Genomic DNA, 23,983 nt, shown 5'->3' with positions numbered 1-23,983 from the left:
GAGATATTCTAATAATAGAATATCTCATTTTTTATTTAGTTAGAATTTCGCTCATTAAATGATTTTCTAAGATTAGAAATTTCAAAATTTTTATTAGCATCTACACCGCCAGAGAGCATTTTTAAAATATTAGCAACTGACATTTCAACTCTTCTTGGAACCTCTAACTCATCAGAGTCTAGGTAATCTAGAATAAGCTGTGCTTCACTTTGATGTTCTATCATAGTATTATCTGTAGAAAGTAAAACTAACTTTAAAAATGTTTTAGTAGTTTTAATACTTTCTTCATCTTTTTTTGTTGCTTGAATCCAATTTTTAAATTCATTATTCATAATAATCTCCCTTATTAATCTAAGTAATTAAAATCACTTAAATTTCTTTAGTTTTTATAGTATATCTTTGTATCTAATATATCATATTTTAACTTTTTTTGAAGGGTGGGTTTAATTAGAATTTTGAATGAGTATGGTTAAAGGTATTAAACTAATTTTCCAAATAAATAAAAATTGAGTATAATATAAATGCTACTATAATTGGTTGTAGCAATATTTTATACAATTGGGAGATGAGAGTAGAATGGCTAATTACATTCAATGGACACCAGTATCATTAAATGAAACTTTAACATATTTTAACAATCTTCATAAAAAAGCAAAAAGTCCAAAAGAATTATATGATTATAATATAAAAATTTCTAATTTTATATCACCGACTTTTAATGCTAAAAAGATTGAAGACTTACATAATGGTAATTATAAAGTAATTGCAAAAAAATCTGGTAATAGATATAGATTAGATATTTCAAAAGGAACTAAAATTACTTATGATGTTTTACCAGTTAGACAAATTAAAGAATTACAAGATTTTAAGAATTATCTTTTAAGCAATGAAGTGAAAAAGGATTTAAAGAAAAGAAATAATATGTTTTATGTTGGTATGGGTATACTAGCTATATTTGTTATTGCTATAATAATTCTTTTTATCAAATTTAATCTATTTTAACTAAAATTTGAGAGAATTCTCCAACCTCTACAGGTGGTGAGATGAATCGATGTAGCTTTAGCTAAACGTAAATAATTCCCATGTATTAATAATTCAAGCTTGGATATAATATAATTATAGGTTTCCAAAAGCAAGTCTTAAGCTTGCAGTACCGTAGGAAATACGGAAAGGGTTCTCCTAAAAAAACCCATAGCGTTGGAAACTGATAGTCTGTAAAATAATTACCTATATGGTTAGACAGGATTATACGAAGCCCCGTCTTCAAGTCTTTAGGCTAAGTGGTGGGTATTTCACTATTTGAAATATTATAATCATATTCATATATTAAAGTGGATAAATTTATAAAGTTGTTTATTAAAAACATATTTAGTTTTTTATAAACAACTTTTTTTATTAAAAAACATAAAATATATAAAAGTTTGTGAAAAAATTAATAAATTTGAAATTTAAAGTGGTTTCTAATATGCTAAAATTTATTAGTACAAGCAATTTAAAAATATTAAAAAAACTATAAATGAGATATAATACAAATAGCAGAATAAACAGGTAATAGGAGGAATTATGTTAAAAAGTATATTTAAGTCAAATGATGCAAATCAGGTGAGTGAAGAAACAAGATTACAAGATGAAGAAAGAAGAAAAAGATTAAAAAAATTCCTAAGAAAAGCAACAATAGATGAAATAAGAAATCCAGGTATGTATAAAACCTTAATGAGGGTAAGAGATATAACAGAAGATGGGGTTAAAATAGTAGATTCGCTAGACGTTGAAAAATGGCTAAACAGACTTGTATTTAACAGATCTCAAATTATTGATGTTTATTGTGTGAAAGAAAAGAATTCAATCAAGGAATATGTAGTTACATATTGGGAAGTAGTACAACCTAAAGATTGGGAAATTAGAACACAAAATACAGTGCATTAACATAGATACACTTTAGAGTGAATCGTTTTTATATATTAAAAAGACTATCCAAATTAAAGGATAGTCTTTTTGTGTTAATTTATTTTACAGCTGAGTTAGCTTGTATTTTTCTCCAACACATATATCCATAGATAGCATTTGATGTGAACTGAATCCACATTAAAGCACCGGATATAGCACTAGCAGTAATACTTCCTGATTCAACTATTGAAACTATGAATAATACTATTCCAATTGAATCTGATACAATCCATAAATACCATTGCTCAACAAATCTGTTTGTAGCAAGTACAACAGCAGAAACTGTTAATGTAGCAGTTAATGAATCTATCATAAATTGTTTATCATGTTTGATTGTTACATCAAATAATGATTTAAAAATATCTGGTAAGTGATTTACATATGTAGCATATACTGTCCAGAATATTATAAAGAATGCAAGGAATATAAACCAATGCTTCTTTTTCATAGTTTTAGCTTGTACTGTTTCCCCAGTAGAGTTTTTGCTCCATGAGTAGAATCCTACAACTTGCATAGGTAACATATAAATTAAGTAAAGAGAAACTTCTCCATATAGGTGTCTTGAAAGTGCTACAAATATATAAGCGATTACGTTAATAAATCCCCATGTATAAGCCCACTTTTGACCCCTTGCTGTATATATTGCTGCGAATAGTCCTGCAATAGTAGATACTAAAGGTATAAGTGCATCAAAAGATATTAAACTATGAATACTACCTCCAGTGGCTAATGGACTAACGAATACCACAAGATTTATTACTAAGAAAAATATAAAGTAAATTTTGTGGAATGGTGAAAATGTTTTAAAAAAGTGCATAAAAAAAAAGCTCCCCTCGTATATGTTTATCATTTGTAAGATGTAAGTGAATTTTAATTAACACATCATCAAATTATCTATGAGTTTACAATGAATTCACAACTATTTCAATAAAATTTAATAAAATAATTAATTTTTACGAAATACTTAAAAGTTAAACCTTTACTGTTATCTATTTCACATGGATTGATTTCATAAAAATGAAATAAAAAGTAAATTTTATGCTTATATTAGGAAAAATATTTTTTGTGAGGGGGGGAGTAGATAGATTTATCTATTAGAAGGTATCGTTTAAAATGCGGTTAAGAAAAAATTATAGTAGGTAATACAATGCTTGTCAACAAGAAAAGAACTGCTCATGTATTATCGAGCAGTTCTTATATCTTTAACTAATTTAATTTTCTAATTAACTTTTAACTAATCTAACTAATTTTCTGACTAATTTAATTTATATTTTATGCTAGGTCTAGCTTAGGCAGACCTTCTATCTGAGAAGATTCTGCAAGTTTTGCAGAATCTTTTTTCTTTTGAAGTTTTCTCCAAACTATGAAACCATAGATTGAATTTATTGTGAATTGACACCACATCATTGCACCAGATAAGGCAGATATTGAGAATCCACCATGGTGAATAAGCGCTGATATGTATAAAAGTATACCAATAGCATCTGCTATTATCCATAAATACCATTGTTCTATAAATCTGTTTGTAGCAAGCACAACAGCGCAAACTGTTAATGTTGCTGTAAGTGAGTCTATTAAGAATTCCTTATCATGAGTGATTGTTATTCCAAATAAATTATCAAAAACTGCTGGTAGGTTATATACAAGAGTTCCATATGAAGCCCAGAATATTACAAAGAATACTCCGAAAATAATCCAATGTTTTTTTGTCATTCTTTTAGCTTCTACAGTGCCTTCAGATGATTGCTTTGCACTTTTTCTCCATGCATAGAATCCGACAAATTGCATTGGTAACATATAAAGAACATATAAAAGAACCTCTCCATACATATGTCCAGATATTGAGACGAATATATATGATATTACATTGAAGAATCCCCAGATGTAGGCAACAACCTGGCCCCTCGCAGTATATATAGCGGCAAAAATACCTGTAAGTGCTGAAACTAGTGATATGAGCATTAAAGGTGAAAATGCTTCATGCATACCCTCAGCTTGTACAATATGAGTAATTGATAATCCAACGTTAAATATAAAGAATACTAAGAAAAATATCTTATGAAACGTTGAAAAGTTTTTAAAAAATTTCATTTGGCCTCCCCCTCACTGAAAAAGGTTTATCTTTCGTGTTTTTTCTGTGAAAATGTTTACTTGTTATTACTCTCTAATTGTAAATTAAATTTAACCTTTTTGCAATATAAAATACAAAATATGTCGGAAAATGCAGTAAAAGTGAGGAAATCTCATATGTTTATATATTAATAAAGTATGACAAAGAAGTTAATTTTAGCTTGATAGGAAAGATTTAGAAAAAAATATGAAAAAAAATAACAAAATATTTGAAAGGAAATACAAGTATCTTACGACTTTAGTAAAGTTCTTGAGATTATTGTAGAGGAGGCTATTTTTTAGAATTTAAATTAGGTGAAAATGTATGAAAGAAATCAGTTCATTGTTTAACTGATTTCTTTTGAAATTTAGAATGTGATAAGCTTTGAAAAAATTAAGAAGCTAAATTTAAGTTCGCTTGAGAGAATTCTTCAAATTTATAGCCAAGTCCGTATACTGTAACTATAAAATTAGGATTTCCATAATTTTTTAAAAACTTATTTCTAAGGTTTTTAATATGTGTATCAATAACTCTATTAGAAAATCTGCTTTCATCAGAATGTATTAAATAATTTAATTGTTCTCTACGAAAGATTCTTTTAGGTTCATTTGTAAGTGTTAAAAGTATTTTATATTCTGTTGCAGTTAATAATATTTTTTCACCAAAAAATGAAACTTCATGATTAACAGGGTTTAAAATAAGAGTAGCACCATTGAAACTTAAATAGTTTTCATAAGATTTTTCTGTTCTTTTTAAAAGAGCCTTAGTTCTTGCTAAAATTTCCTCAGCGTAATGTGGTTCAAATATATAATCATCTGCACCAGCTTCAAATGCTAATAGCCTGTCATCAAGATTATCTTCATTTGAAATTATTATTAATGGTACATCAGAAATTTCACGTATTTCATTACAGAACTCAATATTACTTAAACCAGTAAGTGAATCATCTACTAATATAAGTAGTCTAAAATTTTGTTTTTTGAATAGTGAAAGCCCTTCTGTTTTTGTAGTAGCTTTTATAACATTGAAATTTTCATCTTTTAAATATAATTCTAATGAATCAGTTAGGATTGTTTTGTTGTTTATAATAAGTATGTTAATTTCTCTCACCTCTAAGTAATATTTGAATTTTGTAATTATCTTATTTTAAATATACTATCTTTGAAGTGGACTAACAATTAGGCACTTTTTAGTTACTACTAAAATTAGCACCCCATAACATCACTTCCCCATGCCATCATATCGTGAATTACAGGTACTAAATCTTGTCCTTTGGGAGTCAAAAAATAAAAGGATTCTATTTTATTTTTTTCTTCAAATTTTTCATTAATAACAATTTTATATTCTATAAGTAATTCCAATTGTTGAGATAACATTTTTTTACTACAGCCAGGTAGCATTCTTTGTAGTTCACCATATCTTTTTTTATCATCTCTGAGCATCCAAATTATCTTTCCAACCCATTTTTTTCCTATAATCGCACCAAGAGCCTGAATTGGGCAATTTATACTAACTTCATCTTCTTTTACTATTTTTAAACCAAACATTTAATGCACTCCTTATTATTTTAGTTAACTTATTTTAATATAACTTTGTGTCAAATAGTTGTTTTATCGTAGATAATTATACAATAAAAATGGATTTAAATGTTTTCATTTTATATTTATATATTTACATAGTGTTAGCAATGTTAAAATTTATATTTGATATAATTTAATTAATAAGAAAGAGATAAACAAAAGATGAAAAATTTAGGAGGATATGAATATGAAGAAGATAGTTGTTGTTGGAAGTATTAATATGGATTTAGTTGTGAGTGCAAAAAGAATGCCTAAAATGGGAGAAACTTTAATGGGTCAAGAAATGAACTATTTCCCAGGTGGTAAAGGTGGAAATCAAGCAGTTGCGGCAGCAAGAATTGGAGAAAGTGTATCTATGATTGGAAGTGTGGGAAAAGACACTTTTGGTGAGGATTTAATAAGACAATTAAAATTAGAAAATATAAATACTTGTTGCATCAAAAAAGAAGATATAAGCACAGGTGTTGCAACAATAATTAAAACTTCAAAGGATAATTCTATAATAGTTGTACCAGGTGCAAATGAAATGTGTGATAAAGAGCTTATTTCAAGCTTTAGACAGATTATAAAAGAGGCTGATGTTCTTGTAACACAATTTGAAATACCTACAGAAACTATTAAACTTGCCCTAAGCATTGCAAAGGAATATAAAGTGAAAACTATTGTAAATCCAGCGCCAGCAAAAGATATAGATAAAGAACTTTTAAGTAATACAGATTTTATAACACCAAATGAAACTGAATTTGAAATTATGGTAGGTAAAGATTTAAGTAGTTTTGAAACTTTAGAAGAGGAAATGATAAAGTGGCAAAGTGAAAATAAAACAAGACTTATAGTGACAAGAGGAAGTTTTGGTGTTTCATATATAGAAGAGGGTAAAATAGAAACAGTACCTTGTATAGAGGTTGAGGTTGTTGATACAACAGGGGCAGGAGATACTTTTAATGGAGTATTTGCTTGTTGCATTGCAGAAAGAATAGAAATATCAGAGGCTATAAAGTTTTCAAGTCTTGCAGCAACAATATCTGTAACAAAATTTGGTGCACAGTCAGGGATGCCAACATATGAAGAATTAAAAGAGGCTGTAAAATTAATTTACTAATTATAATAAAAATATAAAAAAAGACAGTTTGAGTTGTATCAAACTGTCTTTTGCTATTTCAAAATTAGTTGTGAGCGTGATTATGCTCTGAACATCCACAGTGACAAGTATCAGTATGTGAATCTTTCTCGTGGTGGTGGTGACCAGCTTCATGACCATGTTTGTGCTCTGAACATCCACAGTGACAAGTATCAGTGTGTGAATCTTTCTCGTGGTGGTGGTGACCAGCTTCATGACCATGCTTGTGCTCTGAACATCCGCAGTGGCAAGTTCCAGTGTGATCTGTAGTTTCGTGGTGGTGGTGTGTTGTAGCTTCTTTATTCATAATAAAAATCTCCTCTTTCTCTCAAATGTATTTTAATTTTATATATAAAGTATTTAATTTCATTTTGTTTTTTTGTTTCATGTCTTGATTATAATTTAACTGAAAATGAGAATATTATCAATTGAGTATAATTAGAGTATTATCAATTAAACTATAATAAAAGTATTAAAAATACAATGAAATATAACTATATATTATAAAATATAAAATATTAGCTATAAAATATTGAAATTAATATAAAAATGCAATATTTTTTATCAAATTGATTGAAAAATACAATTAAAAATGACTTTTTAATTGATAAAGCCATATCAGTTAAATGATATGATATTATCGAAAATGATAAGAGGGGACTTGAATATAGAGAAACAGGGGAATAAGGAAAATTAAAAAAAGAATTTTCAATTGAGAATAGTAAGTGCAATCAAAAATAAAGGATTTTATACATGAAATAGAAAGAAATTAAATGCTATAATAAAATTAAAAAATAAGATATAGAATATTAATTTAGTAGGGAGATGTTATGCATAAAATAGTAATAGTAGAAGACTCAGAAGTTATAAGAGAAGAACTTAAAACTTTTTTAGAGAGAAATGGATATGAGGTTATAGCAGTTGATAGATTTGAAAATGTAATAGAAGATATTAAAAAAGCTGAGGGCGATTTAGTTCTACTTGATATTAATTTACCTGTTTTTGATGGATATTATATTTGTAGAGAGATTAGAAAAGAGAGTAATATACCAGTTATAGTTGTTACAAGTAGAAATAGTGAAATAGATGAACTTATGAGTATGAACCTTGGTGCAGATGACTTTGTAACAAAGCCTTATAATACTCAGATTTTACTTGCAAGAATCGAAGCTGTTTTAAAAAGAAGTAAGGGAAATACAGAGGATAATTCAAAACTTACATTTTTAACATTAGAACTTAATTTAGAGAGTGGTGAAATACTTAATAAAAATGGTGGAAAAAGAACTGAGATAAGTAAAAATGAAATGAAGATATTAGCTTATCTTATAAAAAATAAAAATAAGATAGTTTCAAGAGAAGATTTAATGAATTATCTTTGGTCAACAGATTTCTTTGTGGATGATAATACACTTTCTGTAAATATAACTAGACTAAGAAAAAAGTTAGAGTCAGTTGGAATTAGTAGGGCAATTGAAACTAGAAGAGGACTTGGGTACATAATGTCAGAATGAACAATATAGAAAATAATTACCTTTAATAACTATTTTTATTAAAATATGGGTATAAAAAATAAGTATACAACAAAAGGATAATTAATAAAAGAGCTCTTTTATTTTATAAACTTAACATATAAAATTCAATAAAATGGAATTTGTTAGGAAAAAAATGGTATAATCAAGTGTGCGATAGCATAAGTTTAGTAATGGAAAGTTTTATCAAAGGGGGGACGTTAAGCAATTATGTTAATCTTGTCACTTATAATCATAGGCTTAATAGGTTTTATAATTCTAAATGAGCTATATTTAATTTTAGCTAGTAGGTTTATAAAAAATCCAACACAAGAAAATTTATTAAGGTTTATGAAAAGTTGTAAATATAGTGTTGGTAGGTCAAAAAATAATCCAGATACTTGGACAAAGCTTAGAAAAGTTCTACATATAGCAATGCTTGAAATTGATATTGATGATCAAAAGAAGTTAGAATTAAAGCATATGCTTATTAGAAAAGGCTTAAAGGATACAAAATATCTCAATAAGATTATAAAAGCAAATTCAGAGGTTTTAGATTCTTATAAGAAAGAAAATACTGGAACGCTTTCAAATAAAACAAATAATCTAGTGCAGAATAATGATAAAAAGGAAACTGGAACTTTAAATAATAAAAAAAATAATAAAGGGACAGGAACTTTAAATAACAGAAGAAATATAGGAAGTACATCTTTAGATGAATCAGGACATTTAAATGGATCTAGACCTTTAAATGAGACAGGTCATTTAAATAGAAGAAGAAATTATACTTCAAAAAATTTAAATAGAAACAATAGACAAACAAATACTTTAAACTCTGGAAGAACAGGGGAAGCAAAAGTAAACTATACATTAAAATGGTTAGCAAATGTAGGTGTAATAAACAATGTAAGATTAAAAGGACTTGGTGAGGTTCAGCAATTTGATAATATAGTTATTTCAAAAAGTGGAATATATCATCTTGAAGTTAAAAATATTGGTGGAGAAAATGGATGCAAAATTCAAATCCAAGATAGTGGTGATTGGACTAGAAAAGATAATATCACTGGTATGGAAAAAGGGATGCAAAATCCAGAATTTCAATTATATAGACATCAAAGAGTGCTAGAAGAATTTCTTATAGACCAAGGGTTTTTAGTAAAAGGCTTGGTTAAAGGGGTTATAGTAATCGCAAATGAAAATACAATCATAGAAGGCAGAGAAAATGCTAAAGAAACAATTGTTAGAGTTGATAGTCTTATAAATTATCTTGAAAGTAAATGTAATAACATTTTGAGTGAAGATGAGGTTATTGAGATATACAATTGTATAAATAAATCAGATATAAAAAATGCAGTTTAAATATAAAGCTAGGAATCATAATGATTCCTAGTTTTTTTAGTTCTTTAGATTATATGATAAAATAAATATAAGAGAAAGTGGGTGATTAGATGACTTTTAAAAATTATTTAACAGATAGACTTGGTTTTTTGATTATAAACTTAGTATCTTTTTTGCTTGTTTCAAGTACGCTTGTCATAACTAAATTTGATTTTGTAGTTATATTTTTAGTATTTATAATTTGGTTTGTACCACTTGGAATTTATATATTTTTTGAGTATTTAAAAATTAAAAATTATTATAATAATCTATTAAGTGTAAGCAAAGGATTAGATAAAAAATATCTTGTACTTGAGGTAGTAAGTGAGCCGAGTTTTTTTGAGGGGCAATTAATACATGAAGTTCTAAGAGAAAGTAATAAATCAATGAATGAACATGTAAGAGATTATAAAATTCAATCAGAAGATTATAGAGATTACATAGAAGCATGGGTTCATGAAATTAAAACACCACTTGCATCAGCAAGTCTTGTAATAGACAATAATAATAATGATATAACGCAAAAGATTGCTATAGAGCTAAGCAGGGTAGATGACTTTATAGAACAAGTTTTATATTATTCTAGAAGTAATGATGTAGGAAAAGACTATATCATTAGAAAGATAAACTTAAAAGCACTTGTAAGTAAGGTAGTTAGAGGAAGGGCAAAAGATTTTATAGGTAAAAAAATATCATTAGAGCTAGAATCATTAGAGGAAGAGGTATTTATAGATGAAAAATGGTTTGAATTTATTATAAATCAAATAATTCAAAATTCTATAAAATATTCCAAAATAGATGGAGCAAAGGTTAAAATATTCTCTGAAAAATTAGAAAATGCAGTTAGGCTATCAATATATGATAATGGTGTTGGAATATCAGAAAAAGATATTAATAGAGTATTTGAAAAAGGGTTTACAGGGGAGAATGGAAGGAAATTTACAAAGTCTACAGGGATGGGACTTTATATATGCAAGAAGCTTTGTGATGGTCTTGCAGTAGGACTTTCAATAGATTCAAAACAAGGTGAATATACAAAAGTAGAACTTATAATTCCTATTGGTGGAGTAGGTAGTCAGATAATTTGATGAGAGTATATTTTAAGAATTTTACTAAGCATGTTAAAATATAAGTAAAGAACTTAAAATAAATAAAAGAAATGGGGTGAAAGGTATGAGAGTTAATTACCATACACATACATATAGATGTACTCATGCAAATGGAACAGAAGAAGATTATGTTAAAGCTGCGATAGAAAATAATCTTTCTGTTCTTGGGTTTAGTGACCACATTGCATATCCTGATGATAAGTCAGGAAATAGAATGATGTATTCAGAGGTTAAACCATATTTAAATGAATGCTTCAGAGTAAGGGACAAGTATAAAGATAAGATTCAAATATTAGCAGGGTTTGAATCAGAGTATGATGAAAAATATCATGATTATTATGAGTATCTTTTTAAAGAACTTAAAATAGATTATCTAGTTTTAGGTCAACATTATTTTATGGAAGACCAAAAGTTTTATAATACATTTAAATTAGAATCAACACAGGATTATATTAGATATGCAAAGTCAGTTGAAAAGGCTCTTGAAACAGATTATTTTAAATTACTTGCACATCCAGATGTAATATTTATAAATGATTTTCCATTTGATGATAATTGCAGTAAGGCTATTGAGATATTAATAGAGGCTATAAAAAAATCTAATATAGTTATAGAATTTAATGCAAATGGAATAAGAAGAGGGCTAAGAGTATTCTCTGATGGAGAGAGATATACATATCCATATATGGAATTTTGGAAAAGAGCACAGGAAGAGAACCTTAAAGTTATAGTATCATCTGACTGTCATAACCCAAAACATATGTGGGATAAAGCAGTAGTAAAAGCATATGATATGGCAACAGAACTTGGGCTTAATTTAGTCTTCACAATATAATAAATAAAAGTGGTGGAATTAGTATTAATTTCATCATTTTTTATTGTGAAAATATAAAATGAAAATAACATAGATTACATACCAATCTTACAAATTTGTAAGGTTGGTGAAAGGTAAATCAATATGTGAAAATAATGGAAAAATATATAATAAGTTTAGAAACAAAAGAGAATTAACAAAAGAGGAGAAAAAATTATGTATTTTGAACTAGCTAAAAAGAATATAAAAAACAATTTAAAAGATTATATATTATACTTTAGCACTATAACAGTAATAGTAAGTATATTTTTTGCTTTTACATCAACTGATGTAGCAAATTATATTCTAAATTTACTTGGAGGTTTAAGTGGATTTAAAACTAGAAGTATGGTGGATACTAAAATTGTAATATCTGCTTTAGTAATGATAGGACTTGCTATCATTATTATTTACTCTAATTCATTCTTTATAAAAAGAAGAAAAAAAGAAATTGGAGTTTGTCTAAGTCTTGGAATGAGTAAAAAAAGCGTAGCAGGAGTTTTATTTTTAGAAGCAATATTAATTGCCATAATAGCACTTGTAATTGGAATTATAGGTGGAGTGGTATTATCACAGTTAATACTCTTTGGAATGTTACATACTGTAGGGCTTGGAAGTGCAGATTATAAGTTTATATTTTCACTAGAGGCTCTAATTGAAACAGTAGTTTACTTTATAGGTGTATTTATAGTAGTTGGGATTATAAATATGAGCTTTGCTAGTAAAAAAATATCTAATACATTAACAGAGCGAAAGAAAGGAAGTTTCTTATTACAAAAGAGATTAGTTACAAGTATTATAACTTTAATTATAGGAATTATAGCTGTATGTAGCACTTATTATGTATGGATGCTTGGTAATCTTGAAATAAAACAAGGCTTTTTTGTAAATGGAGGAATGGCTATTGTATCAACAATTATCTTTATGATAGGACTTGTTAATATAATAATTCATGTTATATCTAAAAATGAAAAAGTTTTTCTAAAAGGAATTAATATATTTTCTACATGCCAATTAAAAACAAATATAAATAGAATAATAATAACTTCTATAATAACTTCTAGTTTATTATTTATATCAATGTTTGGAATAGTAACAGCAATGCAGAGTCAAAAAGGATTAAATCTTCAAAATATTATGCCAGGAGTAGATGCAACTATAGCACCTATAATAGGGATAAATAGTCCATCAGACTTTGCTTATATTATGGATAATTCAGGGGCTAACAAGGAATATGACTATACATCAAGACTTAATATAGACTTACAGGGAAATGTAAAAGTTACAGGAGATAAAGGTCACAGAGTCTATGATAGTTTAAGTGTAATGACTCTTGATTGGTATAACAAATACATGAAAATGATTGGAAAGCCAGAAGTTAAGCTAGGGCAAAACCAAACAATAATAATTGCAAATAATGAAAAGTCAGCAAAATATTTTAATGGTATAGGTAAAAAGCAAAGTTTTGAATTTGCAGGGAAAACATATAAAGATGCACAGGTGCAAATTATGCAAAATTATCAAAATAATTATCAGCCAGATCAATTTACAATAATTCTACCAGTAAAAATAAGCATTTTAAATGAAGGTTCACATATTAAAATAACTGAAAATGGTAAAGAGATACCAATGAGTAATTATAAACTAAATGAATGGGGACCTATGGTTCAAATTAAAGCAAAAAAAACAGAATACAATACAGTAAAAGCATATAAAAGTTTGAGTACTAAACTAGATAAATTTATAAGTAATAAAGAAGTACAAAAAAAATTAGACCTTGATGTTCCAATTTATACAGGACCACTTAATAACTTTATGATAAATAGTGTGGTAGGAGAGAGATTAGGACAAACTCAAAATAAAGTAATATCAGGATTTACATCAGGATATATAGGTATTATTTTCTTAGTTGGGTCAGTAGTTTTAGTAGGACTACAAGTTTTAATAGAAACAAGCGAAGAAAAAGAAAAATATAGCACACTTAAAAATATTGGTGTGAATGAAAAAGAAATAAACTCTAACTTATTAAAACAAATAATTATAAGATTTGCGATTCCATTTATATTTGCAGGAGTTAACTTTGTAGTATTTTCAGTAGCATGGGGATTTGGAAGGGATTTTATGAATGATTTTAACTTAGTTCCAATAACACTTGTATTAACTTTGATAATTTATATCTTATACACTGCAATAACATATGCAATGGCTAAAAAGGTTATAAAAAAATAGAAATAGATTAGGCATCAAACCAAGGAGGAAATTATGTATTTTGATTTAGCTAAAAAGAATATAAAAAGGAATTTAAAAGATTATATATTATATTTCACAACTATAACGCTGATAGTTAGCATATTTTTTGCTTTCAGTTCAACAGATATAGTAGCATATATTTTAAGCACAATAGGAGGAAGGGAAACTCTTCTTGTTAGTGGGATAAAAGAAACAATGCTTGGAATATCAGTGATAATTATGATAGGACTTGCTATTATAATTATCTACTCAAATTCATTTTTCATAAAAAGAAGAACAAAAGATATAGGGGTATGCCTAAGTCTTGGAATGAGTAAAAGTAATATAGCAAAAGTTTTATTTCTAGAATCATTATTTGTCGCAGTAATTGCACTTATAATAGGAATTATAGGTGGGGTAATATTATCACAATTAATATTATTTGCATCACTTCATATAATAGGAAGTAGCTTTGAAAGCTATAAATTTATATTTTCAGTAAATGCATTAATTAAAACAATAATTTATTTTATTAGTGTATTTATAGTAGTTGGAATTATAAATATAAGCTTTGTAAGTAAAAAAATATCAAATACCTTATCAGGAGAAAAGAGAAAGAGTCTACTTGTTCAAGATAGTATTATTTCAAGTATTGTAATTTTAAGTGTTGGAATTATAGGAGTGATAACTACTTTTTACTTAGGTATGTCATTTGTTTTTGCACAAACATTGATGATAGCACTTGTATTGGGAATTATATCGACAATATTGTTTATGATTGGGCTTGTTAATATAATAATTTATATTTCATTTAAAAATACAAAAAGTTTTTTAAAAGGAATTAATATATTCTCAGTATGTCAGCTTAAAAGTAATATAGGTAGAATAGTGATAACATCAGTGATAACATCAATATTATTATTGATATCAATGCTTGCAATTGCACTAACAATTAATATACAAAGTGATACTTATGCAATGGAAAATATGAATCCAGGGATTGATGCTATAGTAAGTCCTGATATAGGAATAAGTAAATTATCACAGTTTAATTATATTATGGATAAATCAGGTGCTAGCAAAAATTATGATTATGTTGCATCAATGAGATTATTCTTTAATGGAGATTTAAAGATAAAAGGTAGTGCAGGAGTTGAGTCTTATAAACAATTTAATATTGCAACTCTTACTTGGTATAATCAATATATGAAAATGATAGGAAAACCAGAGGTTAAATTAAATTCAAATGAGGCGATGATTATTGCAAATTCAAAAGGGCAATTAAAGCTTTTTGAGAGTGCAGGAAAAAATCAAAAATTTGAACTTGCTGGAAATTCTTATAATGTTAAAGATGAGAATGTAGTGAAAAATTATCAAGGAAATTACTATATGCCATTAAATACACCTACATTAATTTTACCAGTTAAAGTAGATGTGGGAATTGAAAGTCATAAACTGAAAACTACAGTAACTCAAAATAATAAAGTATTAGATTTTAAAGGAAATGAATGTATAGGATATGCACCAACACTTGCTCTTAATGCAAAAACTCCAGACTATAACACAGTCAAAGCATACAATGATTTATGGGAATCTTTTAATAACCTTATAAAAACAAAAGATGCTCAAATGGCATTGTGGGGTAAAACAGAACAAATAAATTTAAAGATATTTGTTGTGAATAGCAGAATAGGAGATAGAAAAGAGGTAGAACAAAATATTATTATAGGAAGTTTTACAGGAGTTTATATAGGGGTAATATTCCTTATAGGTTCAGTAGCACTAATAGGTCTACAAGTTCTAATAGAAACAAGTGAGGAAAAAGAAAGATATAATACACTCAAAAATATTGGAGTAAATAATAAGGAAATTAACAAAAATTTAGTAAAACAAATAATTATTAGATTTGCTATTCCATTTATTTTTGTAGCAATTAGTTTTACAATGATTTGTGTACTCATAGGTTTTAAAGGAATGTTTGGAGCGGATTATAAAATCCTTCCAATAACAATTATAGTAACTTTAATAGTCTATATCTTATATGGGATAATGACCTATATGATGGCTAAAAAGTTTATAAATAAGTAAATTAAATCATAGGAAAAGGTAGATTTTAAGTTTGGAAAGTTAAATTCTTTATCATCAAATAGAGGAATCCTAAAAATAAACTGGAAATATTTAAAGTCTACTAAAACACTCTGGATTAATTGTAAATTTAATTGAGAACAACCGATTATTAAAATGAATTTAAAAAAGAAAGTATATATTTAATGATGAGAATCTTAAATATATGCTTTTATTTTTATCAAAATGAGAATTATATCAATTTGAATTTGGAATACTAAAGAGTATAATACAAATTAACATAACGAGACGAAATACATAACAGAAAAGGAAGTGCTTATAAATGAGAAAAGTAATACTTGGGGGAAACCCAATGAGTCTTTTTGGAAATGAAATTAAAGTCGGAGAAAAATTCCCAAACTTTGTGGCAAGTAACAAGAACTTAGCAGATTATGACTTTGCAAAAACAGAGGGTGTAAGAATAATTCTTGCAGTTCCATCAGTAGACACACCAGTATGTGATATGGAATTAAAAAGAGTAGCAAAAGAAGTTAGTGACCTGGACGGTATCAAACTTATAGCGATTTCAAAAGATTTACCATTTGCACAAGCAAGATGGTGTATAGATACAGAGAACGATGATTTAGAAACAGTTTCAGACTATAAGCATGGAGAATTTGGAAAAGTTACAGGAACATTAATTAATGAGGTTGGACTTTTAGCAAGAACTTCATTCGTAGTAGATTCACAAAACATGGTAGTATTTGCTGAATACTTAGAAGAAGTAAGTAGTGAACCAAGTTATGATAAACTTTTAGATGCAGCAAAAGCAGCTAAATAATATAGATAAAAGAACCCTTTCAAATGAGAGGGTTCTTTTTTATTGTAAAAAAGAAGTGATTTAATTATAATATAATCAGATTTTACTTTGATAAGAGGTTAGAAGTTTAAAATTTATAAGATGATTTCAAATAGAAATGGAGAGAACAAATGAAAAATTTTACATGGTTAACAAAGTTTAAAAATAGAGCTACAAATGAGGAGATATTAGAAAACATAAATGATGGTGTAAGTCTTAATATAAGTGATTTATTTATATTAATGTGTGCAATAATCATTGCGTGTGTAGGTCTTAATATGAATGCTTCGGCAGTAATTATAGGTGCTATGCTTATATCACCAATTATGGGACCAATCATAGGAATTGGTTATGGGGTAGGTACATATGATGCAAGATTTATTAGAAAAGCATTAAAATTACTTGCAATAGAAGTTTTAATAAGTATAGTTACAGCAACTATTTACTTTAAATTATCACCAATAACAGGGGCAAGTGCACAGCTTATTTCAAGAACAAGCCCAACTATTTGGGATGTAATAATAGCCTTTGTTGGGGGAACTGCTGGTATAATTGGAATTTCTAGAAAAAGTCCAGGAAATGTTGTACCAGGGGTTGCAATCGCAACCGCATTAATGCCACCACTTTGCACAGCGGGGTATGGAATAGCTAGATGGAATCTCAAAATATTCCTTGGGGCAGGGTACTTATTTCTTATAAATTCATTCTTTATAGGAGTTTCTACTATAATAGTAATTAAATTATTAAAAATGCCAAAGCATGAATTTGTGGATGCATTAAGAGAGAAAAAAATAAAAACTATTATAGTCATTAGTGCTATTATAGTGGTGATTCCAAGTATAATTTCAGCAGTACATATGATTGATACAACTGTTCAGACTAATAATTTGAATAACTTTATCACAGGTCAAATATCATCAGAATCTTATGTTTTAGAAAAGAGTATAGATAAGGCAGATAATTCTATAGATTTGGTTTTAGTAGGAACACCAATATCAACTACACAGATTCAAACTTTAGATACAAAGCTTCCTGACTATGGATTTACAGGTTATAAATTAAATATTACTCAAAGTTCAGATTTAAGTTTAAAATCATATTTTGAAAAAATACAGGATCAAAATAATGGACTTTTAAGTAGTAATAGTACAGGTTCACAAACTACTACAAATGTAGAAAATAAAGTAAAAGAAACTGTAGATAAAGTTAATGCTGCAAACTATGATAAAGTGGCAACTCAGCTTCAAGCAATATACCCTGATATAGATAAAGTTATTATAGGGGAAGGGCAAGTTTCTTATGAAAATAAACCTATAGAAACAACAAAAAGTGAGAGCACAGGGGCAGTAGATAATGCATCTAGCACTACAGATACTACTAAAATTGATGCAGATAAAAGCAATACACCAGCAGCAAAGGATACTACAGGGTCTGGGAATAGCACAAATCAAACAAAAGATGCTAAAGGGAATATAATAACAAATCCTAAAAACCCTATAACTCCAGCAGAGCCTGCAAGTCAGTCAGTTTTAATGGTTCAAATAGATACAGCAAATTCAAAACTTTTAACAGAGCAAGATAAAATTAAAAAGTATTTTGAAGTAAGTACAGGAAATGCTAATGTTTTAGTTTCAATTAACATTGTAAAAAAAGCACCAAAAACTAAAGCAGAATAAAATTTATAACAACCAAAAATAACTATCCTAAAAATGAATTAAATTTCATTGCATAGGATAGTTATTTTACTTTATTAATAAACAAATTATGATTGAACTACATAATATCTAAATCCAAATAAAGTGAATCTTAAATCTATATCAAATTTCTTACTCATAGCTGCTAATTTTTTATTAATTAATATTTTAATATTATCTGATTCGATAATCATATCATCTTTTTTTTGTTCATCCAGAACAATAGCCCATAAAGGACCCTGTCAAGAATAGCCTACGTTTTCAAGTTTTATAAGTTGTGAACTAGATGCATTTAAAAGCATTTTATTCATTCTTTTTATAGCTTTTGGTGTTATATCTAATATCATAAAAAAAACCTCCTTTTAATTAAGTCCTAAGTATATTTACACATTTTAATAAGTAGAAAATATGAAGTTATATAATTTTATAGATTTAAGGAACCTATTTATGGATATATACATATTTATAGAATAAAAATACATATAGATATTTAAGTGGGTTAGAAGAGTTTGAATCTATAAAGGGTTGAAATAACTAGATATATAGGTTTTTAAATTAAATGATAAAATTTGTCGAACGCTTTTTTATTAATAAGTATTGCATAAATATAACATTTTATTATATAATTATGCACATAGAAGAGATAATAAATTGAAAAATATGAAATAAATGGGGGACTAAGTTATGAAAAAAGGTATTATAAAAAAATTAATGGCACTTACAATGGTTACAGGATTATGTATGGGAATGTTTGCTTGTGGCAGCGCAGATGATGGTGCATCAGCAGATGGTGATAAGCCAGCAACAGAAAAAACTATGTTAGATGAAATTAAGGAAAATGGGGAGGTAGTTCTTGGAGTTTCAGCAGATTACCCACCTTATGAATTCAGAGCTACAATTAATGGAGAAAGTACAATAGTTGGTTTTGATATAGAAATTGCAAAAGAAGTTGCAAAAGATTTAGGGGTAGAACTTAAAATACAAGATATGAAATTTGATACTCTTGTTGCAGCACTTCAATCAGGAACAATAGATATGATTGTTTCAGGAATGAATCCAACTCCAGAAAGACAACAAGCAGTTGATTTTTCACAAATATATTATAAAGCAGAGCATGGAATAGTTATTAAAAAAGAAAATAAAGACAAGCTTAAAACTAAAGATGATTTCAAAGGTTTAGTAGTAGGAGCTCAAAAAGGTTCAATCCAAGAAACACTTGCAAATGAGCAAATGGAAGGAATTACATTCAGAGGTCTTGGTAAAATTCCAGATTTAATGATGGAAATGCTTGGTGGGACAATGGATGGAGCTATTATGGAAATTCCAGTAGCAAAAGCTAATGCAAATGCCAATGATGAATTAGTTGTTATAGAGAATCCTGGGTTTGTACTTGATGAAGCAGAAAAAGGTTCAGCTATAGCAGTACCAAAAGGTTCACAAGAACTTTTAGAAGTTGTTAATAAAACAATAGAAAGACTTATAAGCGAAGGTAAAATAGAACAATATATAGTTGAATCAAATGACCTTATGGAAAAAGAGCAAGCAAAATAATTAGAAACAAATAGATAAAAAAGAGGTGAGAGAGTTGGAATTAGATTTTTCGGCAATATATAAATATAAAGATTTCTTTATAAGTGGTGCAATGTACACACTTTTCATAGCAGGTATAGCAGTAGTTGGTGGAACTGTAATAGGAATGTTTTTAAGCATTTTAAAACTTTCAAAATATAAAGTTTTAAGATTCTTATCAACAGCGTATATAGAGATTTTCAGAGGAACACCAATACTTGTTCAGTTATACTTAGTATATCTTGCATTCCCATCAATGTTTGATATAAGGATGAATCCTTTAACAGCAGGGATTATAGCACTTTGTCTTAATAGTGGGGCATATGTAGCAGAGCTTATAAGAGCAGGTATAATGGCAGTAGATAAAGGTCAGATGGAAGCAGCAAGAAGTCTTGGAATGCCAGAATGGAAAGCAATGTATTTTATTGTAATACCACAAGCAATCAAAAATATACTTCCAGCTCTTGCAAATGAATTTATCGTAATTATAAAAGAATCTTCAATAGCTTCAGTAATTGGAGTTACAGAACTTATGTACAATGCAGACACAGTCAGAGGAAATACATTTAGACCTATGGAATCACTTTTAGTAGCAGCAGTCATATACTTTATGATGACATTTACTTTAAGTAAAATCGTAGCTTATTTTGAAGGGAGAATGGGAGATGCTAGTAGTAGAAAAACTTCATAAATATTTTGGTAAAAATAAAGTCCTAAAAGGGATTGATAATCATATAAAAAAAGGTGAAGTTGTAGTAGTAATAGGGCCATCAGGTTCTGGTAAATCTACATTTCTTCGTTGTCTTAATCTTTTAGAAACTCCAACTGATGGTGGAATAACTTTTGAGGGAATAGACATAACTTCTAAAAAAACGAATATAAATAAGTTAAGAGAGAAAATGGGGATGGTATTTCAGCAATTTAATTTATTTCCTCATATGACAGTAATGGAGAATTTGACAGTTGCACCTATAAAGATAGGTGGGAAAAGTAAAGATGAGGCTAATATAATAGCACTTGAATTGCTTAAAAAAGTAGGGCTAGAAGAGAAAAAAGATGCATATCCATCATCATTATCAGGTGGTCAAAAACAAAGAATAGCAATAGCAAGAGCACTTGCTATGAAGCCAGATGTTATGCTATTTGATGAACCAACATCAGCACTTGACCCAGAGATGGTAGGCGAGGTTTTAAATGTTATGAAAGACCTTGCAAATGAAGGTATGACAATGATAGTTGTAACTCATGAAATGGGATTTGCAAAAGAAGTTGGAGATAGAATTTTATTCATGGATCAGGGTAAGATACTAGAAGAGGGTTCACCAACTGAATTCTTTAAAAACCCAAAAGAAGCTAGAACAAAAGAATTTTTATCAAAAGTTTTATAGAGTTTTAGCAATAAATTAGCCTTTAATTAAATATAACATATATATAAGTTGTTCTGAATAAGGACAACTTTCTTTGCATATTAGTATAACTAAAAAAGGAAAATTGATGTATAGTGTAGAATAGTATAAGGTGAAGGAAAAATTTTACAATTTAAAATTTACTCTAAAATAAATTAAGATTTAAAAAGAACCTTCCTATTACACATAATGCACTTTGCATAATTTTAATAGATAAAAGGGGGATGGAAGTTTTGGGGTATGATGTTTTAATTGTAGGTTCAGGAGTAGCAGGGCTTTTTGCAGCGCTTAATATAAAAGAAAATTTAAAGGTATTAATAGTGACTAAGAAAAGTTTAAAAGACTGTAATTCATATTTAGCACAGGGGGGAGTATCTGTCCAAAAGAATGATGATGATTTTGAAAGTTTTTTAGAAGATACACTAAAAGCAGGAAAGTATAAAAATAATAAAGATGCTGTAAGTCTTATGATAAATTCATCAAGACAGATAATTTCTGACTTAATTGACCTTGGAGTTGAATTTGATAAAGATGGTGAGAAGTTAAGATATACAAAGGAAGGTGCACATAGTGAATTTAGAATAGTTCATTATAAAGATATAACAGGAAAAGAAATAATTGATAAACTTGTACAAAATGTTTTAGAAAGAAAAAACATAGAGATAAGAGAAGATTCAGTTATGACTGATTTAATTGTAGAGAATAAAAAGTGTACAGGCATAAAAGTTATAGAAAATGGTAAGGAGATAAACTACCTTGCACATAATACTATTTTAGCAACTGGTGGAATTGGAGGTATGTTTGATAATTCAACAAATTATAGGCATATAACTGGTGATGGAGTAAATGTTGCACTAAATAATAATATAGATTGTAAAGATTTAAACTACATACAAATTCATCCTACAGCCTTATACACAGAAGGTAAGAATAGAAGATTTTTAATATCAGAATCACTAAGGGGTGAGGGGGCATATCTTCTAAATAATAAAGCAGAAAGATTTGTAGATGAATTACTTCCAAGAGATGTAGTTAGTAAGGCTATATTTGAAGAGTTTAAAAAAACAGGTGAGAGAAATGTTTATTTAAGTTTTAATCATAGGGGGGTAGATTTTGTAAAAGAAAGATTCCCTAATATATATGCAAGATGCAAAGAGGCAGGATATATACTTGGAGAAGATTCTATCCCAGTAGCACCAGCCCAACATTATTTTATGGGTGGTATAACTATAAATAAAAATGGTAAGACAAGCCTTTCTAATCTTTATGCAGTTGGTGAAACAAGCTGTGTTGGAATACATGGAGAAAATAGACTTGCAAGTAATTCACTTTTAGAAGGACTTGTATTTAGTAAAAGAGCAGCAAGAGATATAAATCAAAGAAGTTTAATTGATGAAAAACAAGAAGAAACAATAAAAAAAGATGAAGCTTTAAGAGAAATAGAAAAAACAAAATTAAAATTATCAGATATAAAATTTAGAGAAATTGTAGAGAAGGGGAATAAAGAATTTTATGATAAATGGTTTAGATAATATGGTTATAGATAAGTATATAAAACTAGCATTAGAAGAGGATGTAACAAGTGAGGATATAACAACTAATTCGGTAATTGGAAAAGAAATTAAAGGAACTTGTGATTTAATCTGTAGAGAAGATGGAATTATTGCAGGAATGCCAGTTTTTAAAAGAGTCTTTGAAATTCTTGGTGGTGTAGAAGTTAAAGAACATTATAAAGATGGTTATATAATTAAAAAAGGTGATATAGTTGCAACTCTACAAGGCAATATAAGACATATATTAATAGGTGAGAGAACAGCACTTAACTATCTACAAAGAATGAGTGGGATAGCAACACTTACAGCAGAGATGGTAAAAGAACTTGATGGAAGCAATACAAAACTTTTAGATACAAGAAAAACAACACCTAATATGAGGATTTTTGAAAAATACTCAGTAAAAGTTGGTGGAGGATATAATCACAGATATAATTTATCAGATGGTATTCTTATAAAAGATAACCACATAGGTGCAGCTGGTGGAATAAAAGAAGCTATTGAACTTGCAAAAGAATATGCACCATTTGTAAGAAAGATAGAAGTGGAAGTAGAATCACTTGAGGGCGTAAAAGAAGCACTAGGGGCAAAGGCTGATATTATAATGCTTGATAACATGGATAATGTTATGCTTAAAAAGGCTGTAAAGTTAATTGGTAAAAAGGCAATAACAGAATGCTCAGGAAATGTAACTATAGAAAGATTAAAAGAACTAAAGGAAATAGGGGTTAATTATATTTCTAGTGGTGCTTTAACTCATTCAGCAAAAATATTAGATTTTTCAATGAAAAACTTAAAAAGAATTTAAAACGTTAAAATTTTTGAAAATATAATAAAAGAATTAAATTTAAAATACTATTGTGTATAGATAAAAAAATCTATCATAATAGTATTTTTTTTAATTTTCACTAAAAAATAGAATAAAAATAATGAAAAAAGCATAAAAATCTATTTGGAGGAGAAAAAAATCAATGAAATTTGAAAGGAAATAAGTAAAAAAACATT

At 27.9% G+C, this 23,983-nt stretch carries 22 protein-coding genes; 16 read left to right on the top strand and 6 right to left on the bottom strand.

Annotated features, from left to right (window positions below; translation table 11 throughout):
• Nucleotides 1-35: 35 nt before the first annotated feature.
• Nucleotides 36-332 (bottom strand): hypothetical protein, encoded by a 297-nt coding sequence (locus tag Q0V24_RS02755; RefSeq protein ID WP_297518543.1) that lies wholly within the window; start codon nt 330-332, stop codon nt 36-38.
• A gap of 244 nt (nt 333-576) precedes the next feature.
• Between Q0V24_RS02755 and Q0V24_RS02750 the strand changes: the two genes are divergently transcribed.
• Nucleotides 577-1,002, top strand: a complete 426-nt coding sequence (locus Q0V24_RS02750) for a hypothetical protein (protein ID WP_297518541.1) — start codon at nt 577-579, stop codon at nt 1,000-1,002.
• 561 nt (nt 1,003-1,563) lie between these two features.
• Nucleotides 1,564-1,926, top strand: a complete 363-nt coding sequence (locus tag Q0V24_RS02745) for a hypothetical protein (RefSeq protein ID WP_297518539.1) — start codon at nt 1,564-1,566, stop codon at nt 1,924-1,926.
• Nucleotides 1,927-2,005: 79 nt separating this feature from the next.
• Here the strand turns inward: Q0V24_RS02745 and pnuC (Q0V24_RS02740) are convergent, their stop codons facing one another.
• From pnuC (Q0V24_RS02740) to Q0V24_RS02725, 4 genes are all read right to left on the bottom strand, one after another.
• Nucleotides 2,006-2,764, bottom strand: a complete 759-nt coding sequence (pnuC, locus tag Q0V24_RS02740) for a nicotinamide riboside transporter PnuC (RefSeq protein ID WP_297518537.1) — start codon at nt 2,762-2,764, stop codon at nt 2,006-2,008.
• 455 nt (nt 2,765-3,219) lie between these two features.
• Entirely contained in the window at nt 3,220-4,038 is an 819-nt protein-coding gene (pnuC, locus tag Q0V24_RS02735; RefSeq protein ID WP_297518535.1) for a nicotinamide riboside transporter PnuC, read from the bottom strand.
• A gap of 412 nt (nt 4,039-4,450) precedes the next feature.
• The gene (locus tag Q0V24_RS02730) at nt 4,451-5,167 is read right to left on the bottom strand and encodes a response regulator transcription factor (protein WP_297518533.1); all 717 of its coding nucleotides are present in this window, start codon (nt 5,165-5,167) and stop codon (nt 4,451-4,453) included.
• A 95-nt stretch (nt 5,168-5,262) separates the two neighbouring features.
• The gene (locus tag Q0V24_RS02725; RefSeq protein WP_297518532.1) at nt 5,263-5,604 is read right to left on the bottom strand and encodes a helix-turn-helix domain-containing protein; all 342 of its coding nucleotides are present in this window, start codon (nt 5,602-5,604) and stop codon (nt 5,263-5,265) included.
• A 220-nt stretch (nt 5,605-5,824) separates the two neighbouring features.
• On the opposite strand from Q0V24_RS02725, the gene rbsK reads away from it, so the two are divergent.
• The 9 genes from rbsK to Q0V24_RS02680 all read left to right on the top strand — a co-directional run bounded on the left by rbsK (nt 5,825) and on the right by Q0V24_RS02680 (nt 18,432).
• Nucleotides 5,825-6,739, top strand: a complete 915-nt coding sequence (gene rbsK / locus Q0V24_RS02720) for a ribokinase (RefSeq protein WP_297518530.1) — start codon at nt 5,825-5,827, stop codon at nt 6,737-6,739.
• Between the two features lie 848 nt (nt 6,740-7,587).
• Nucleotides 7,588-8,268, top strand: a complete 681-nt coding sequence (locus Q0V24_RS02715; RefSeq protein WP_297518528.1) for a response regulator transcription factor — start codon at nt 7,588-7,590, stop codon at nt 8,266-8,268.
• 228 nt (nt 8,269-8,496) lie between these two features.
• On the top strand, nt 8,497-9,624 hold the full coding sequence (locus Q0V24_RS02710; RefSeq protein ID WP_297518526.1) for a nuclease-related domain-containing protein: 1,128 nt from the start codon (nt 8,497-8,499) through the stop codon (nt 9,622-9,624).
• 89 nt (nt 9,625-9,713) lie between these two features.
• The gene (locus Q0V24_RS02705) at nt 9,714-10,730 is read left to right on the top strand and encodes a sensor histidine kinase (protein WP_297518524.1); all 1,017 of its coding nucleotides are present in this window, start codon (nt 9,714-9,716) and stop codon (nt 10,728-10,730) included.
• Nucleotides 10,731-10,815: 85 nt separating this feature from the next.
• On the top strand, nt 10,816-11,586 hold the full coding sequence (locus Q0V24_RS02700; protein WP_297518522.1) for a histidinol-phosphatase: 771 nt from the start codon (nt 10,816-10,818) through the stop codon (nt 11,584-11,586).
• A gap of 195 nt (nt 11,587-11,781) precedes the next feature.
• Nucleotides 11,782-13,833: an FtsX-like permease family protein gene (locus tag Q0V24_RS02695; RefSeq protein ID WP_297518520.1), complete on the top strand. Its 2,052-nt coding sequence runs from the start codon at nt 11,782-11,784 to the stop codon at nt 13,831-13,833.
• Nucleotides 13,834-13,866: 33 nt separating this feature from the next.
• Nucleotides 13,867-15,921: an FtsX-like permease family protein gene (locus Q0V24_RS02690; RefSeq protein ID WP_297518518.1), complete on the top strand. Its 2,055-nt coding sequence runs from the start codon at nt 13,867-13,869 to the stop codon at nt 15,919-15,921.
• A 319-nt stretch (nt 15,922-16,240) separates the two neighbouring features.
• The gene (tpx, locus tag Q0V24_RS02685; protein ID WP_297518516.1) at nt 16,241-16,738 is read left to right on the top strand and encodes a thiol peroxidase; all 498 of its coding nucleotides are present in this window, start codon (nt 16,241-16,243) and stop codon (nt 16,736-16,738) included.
• 149 nt (nt 16,739-16,887) lie between these two features.
• Entirely contained in the window at nt 16,888-18,432 is a 1,545-nt protein-coding gene (locus Q0V24_RS02680; RefSeq protein ID WP_297518514.1) for a DUF389 domain-containing protein, read from the top strand.
• Nucleotides 18,433-18,518: 86 nt separating this feature from the next.
• Here the strand turns inward: Q0V24_RS02680 and Q0V24_RS02675 are convergent, their stop codons facing one another.
• A complete protein-coding gene (locus tag Q0V24_RS02675) occupies nt 18,519-18,644 on the bottom strand; it encodes a hypothetical protein (RefSeq protein ID WP_297518513.1) in 126 nt (41 codons plus the stop codon).
• Nucleotides 18,645-19,134: 490 nt separating this feature from the next.
• On the opposite strand from Q0V24_RS02675, the gene Q0V24_RS02670 reads away from it, so the two are divergent.
• The 5 genes from Q0V24_RS02670 to nadC all read left to right on the top strand — a co-directional run bounded on the left by Q0V24_RS02670 (nt 19,135) and on the right by nadC (nt 23,786).
• Nucleotides 19,135-20,001, top strand: a complete 867-nt coding sequence (locus tag Q0V24_RS02670) for a transporter substrate-binding domain-containing protein (RefSeq protein ID WP_297518511.1) — start codon at nt 19,135-19,137, stop codon at nt 19,999-20,001.
• A gap of 34 nt (nt 20,002-20,035) precedes the next feature.
• The gene (locus Q0V24_RS02665) at nt 20,036-20,710 is read left to right on the top strand and encodes an amino acid ABC transporter permease (protein ID WP_297518509.1); all 675 of its coding nucleotides are present in this window, start codon (nt 20,036-20,038) and stop codon (nt 20,708-20,710) included.
• Complete coding sequence (locus Q0V24_RS02660) at nt 20,685-21,407, top strand: amino acid ABC transporter ATP-binding protein (protein ID WP_297518507.1); 723 nt, start codon at nt 20,685-20,687, stop codon at nt 21,405-21,407. Before Q0V24_RS02665 ends, Q0V24_RS02660 begins: the two co-directional genes overlap by 26 nt.
• A 242-nt stretch (nt 21,408-21,649) precedes the next feature.
• Nucleotides 21,650-22,957, top strand: coding sequence for an L-aspartate oxidase (locus Q0V24_RS02655; protein ID WP_297518505.1), 1,308 nt, complete (start codon nt 21,650-21,652; stop codon nt 22,955-22,957).
• The gene (gene nadC / locus Q0V24_RS02650) at nt 22,938-23,786 is read left to right on the top strand and encodes a carboxylating nicotinate-nucleotide diphosphorylase (RefSeq protein WP_297518503.1); all 849 of its coding nucleotides are present in this window, start codon (nt 22,938-22,940) and stop codon (nt 23,784-23,786) included. Before Q0V24_RS02655 ends, nadC begins: the two co-directional genes overlap by 20 nt.
• Nucleotides 23,787-23,983 lie beyond the last annotated feature (197 nt).

The organism is uncultured Clostridium sp., from assembly GCF_947039605.1.
Lineage (GTDB): Bacteria > Bacillota > Clostridia > Clostridiales > Clostridiaceae > Sarcina.
Note: the sequence above shows the minus strand (reverse complement) of the source record. Positions and strands in the feature narration are given on the sequence as shown.

Bases quoted from the DNA above. Each gene is read 5' to 3' on its own strand.
- Q0V24_RS02705 (WP_297518524.1), top strand. From the start codon at position 9,714: ATGACTTTTAAAAATTATTTAACAGATAGACTTGGTTTTTTGATTATA.
- Q0V24_RS02655 (WP_297518505.1), top strand. From the start codon at position 21,650: ATGGAAGTTTTGGGGTATGATGTTTTAATTGTAGGTTCAGGAGTAGCA.
- Q0V24_RS02725 (WP_297518532.1), bottom strand. From the start codon at position 5,604: ATGTTTGGTTTAAAAATAGTAAAAGAAGATGAAGTTAGTATAAATTGC.
- rbsK (WP_297518530.1), top strand. From the start codon at position 5,825: ATGAAGAAGATAGTTGTTGTTGGAAGTATTAATATGGATTTAGTTGTG.
- Q0V24_RS02710 (WP_297518526.1), top strand. From the start codon at position 8,497: ATGTTAATCTTGTCACTTATAATCATAGGCTTAATAGGTTTTATAATT.
- Q0V24_RS02660 (WP_297518507.1), top strand. From the start codon at position 20,685: ATGCTAGTAGTAGAAAAACTTCATAAATATTTTGGTAAAAATAAAGTC.
- Q0V24_RS02675 (WP_297518513.1), bottom strand. From the start codon at position 18,644: ATGATTATCGAATCAGATAATATTAAAATATTAATTAATAAAAAATTA.
- Q0V24_RS02745 (WP_297518539.1), top strand. From the start codon at position 1,564: ATGTTAAAAAGTATATTTAAGTCAAATGATGCAAATCAGGTGAGTGAA.
- Q0V24_RS02715 (WP_297518528.1), top strand. From the start codon at position 7,588: ATGCATAAAATAGTAATAGTAGAAGACTCAGAAGTTATAAGAGAAGAA.
- tpx (WP_297518516.1), top strand. From the start codon at position 16,241: ATGAGAAAAGTAATACTTGGGGGAAACCCAATGAGTCTTTTTGGAAAT.
- Q0V24_RS02755 (WP_297518543.1), bottom strand. From the start codon at position 332: ATGAATAATGAATTTAAAAATTGGATTCAAGCAACAAAAAAAGATGAA.
- pnuC (WP_297518537.1), bottom strand. From the start codon at position 2,764: ATGCACTTTTTTAAAACATTTTCACCATTCCACAAAATTTACTTTATA.
- Q0V24_RS02695 (WP_297518520.1), top strand. From the start codon at position 11,782: ATGTATTTTGAACTAGCTAAAAAGAATATAAAAAACAATTTAAAAGAT.
- Q0V24_RS02750 (WP_297518541.1), top strand. From the start codon at position 577: ATGGCTAATTACATTCAATGGACACCAGTATCATTAAATGAAACTTTA.
- Q0V24_RS02690 (WP_297518518.1), top strand. From the start codon at position 13,867: ATGTATTTTGATTTAGCTAAAAAGAATATAAAAAGGAATTTAAAAGAT.
- Q0V24_RS02680 (WP_297518514.1), top strand. From the start codon at position 16,888: ATGAAAAATTTTACATGGTTAACAAAGTTTAAAAATAGAGCTACAAAT.
- nadC (WP_297518503.1), top strand. From the start codon at position 22,938: ATGATAAATGGTTTAGATAATATGGTTATAGATAAGTATATAAAACTA.
- Q0V24_RS02700 (WP_297518522.1), top strand. From the start codon at position 10,816: ATGAGAGTTAATTACCATACACATACATATAGATGTACTCATGCAAAT.
- Q0V24_RS02670 (WP_297518511.1), top strand. From the start codon at position 19,135: ATGAAAAAAGGTATTATAAAAAAATTAATGGCACTTACAATGGTTACA.
- pnuC (WP_297518535.1), bottom strand. From the start codon at position 4,038: ATGAAATTTTTTAAAAACTTTTCAACGTTTCATAAGATATTTTTCTTA.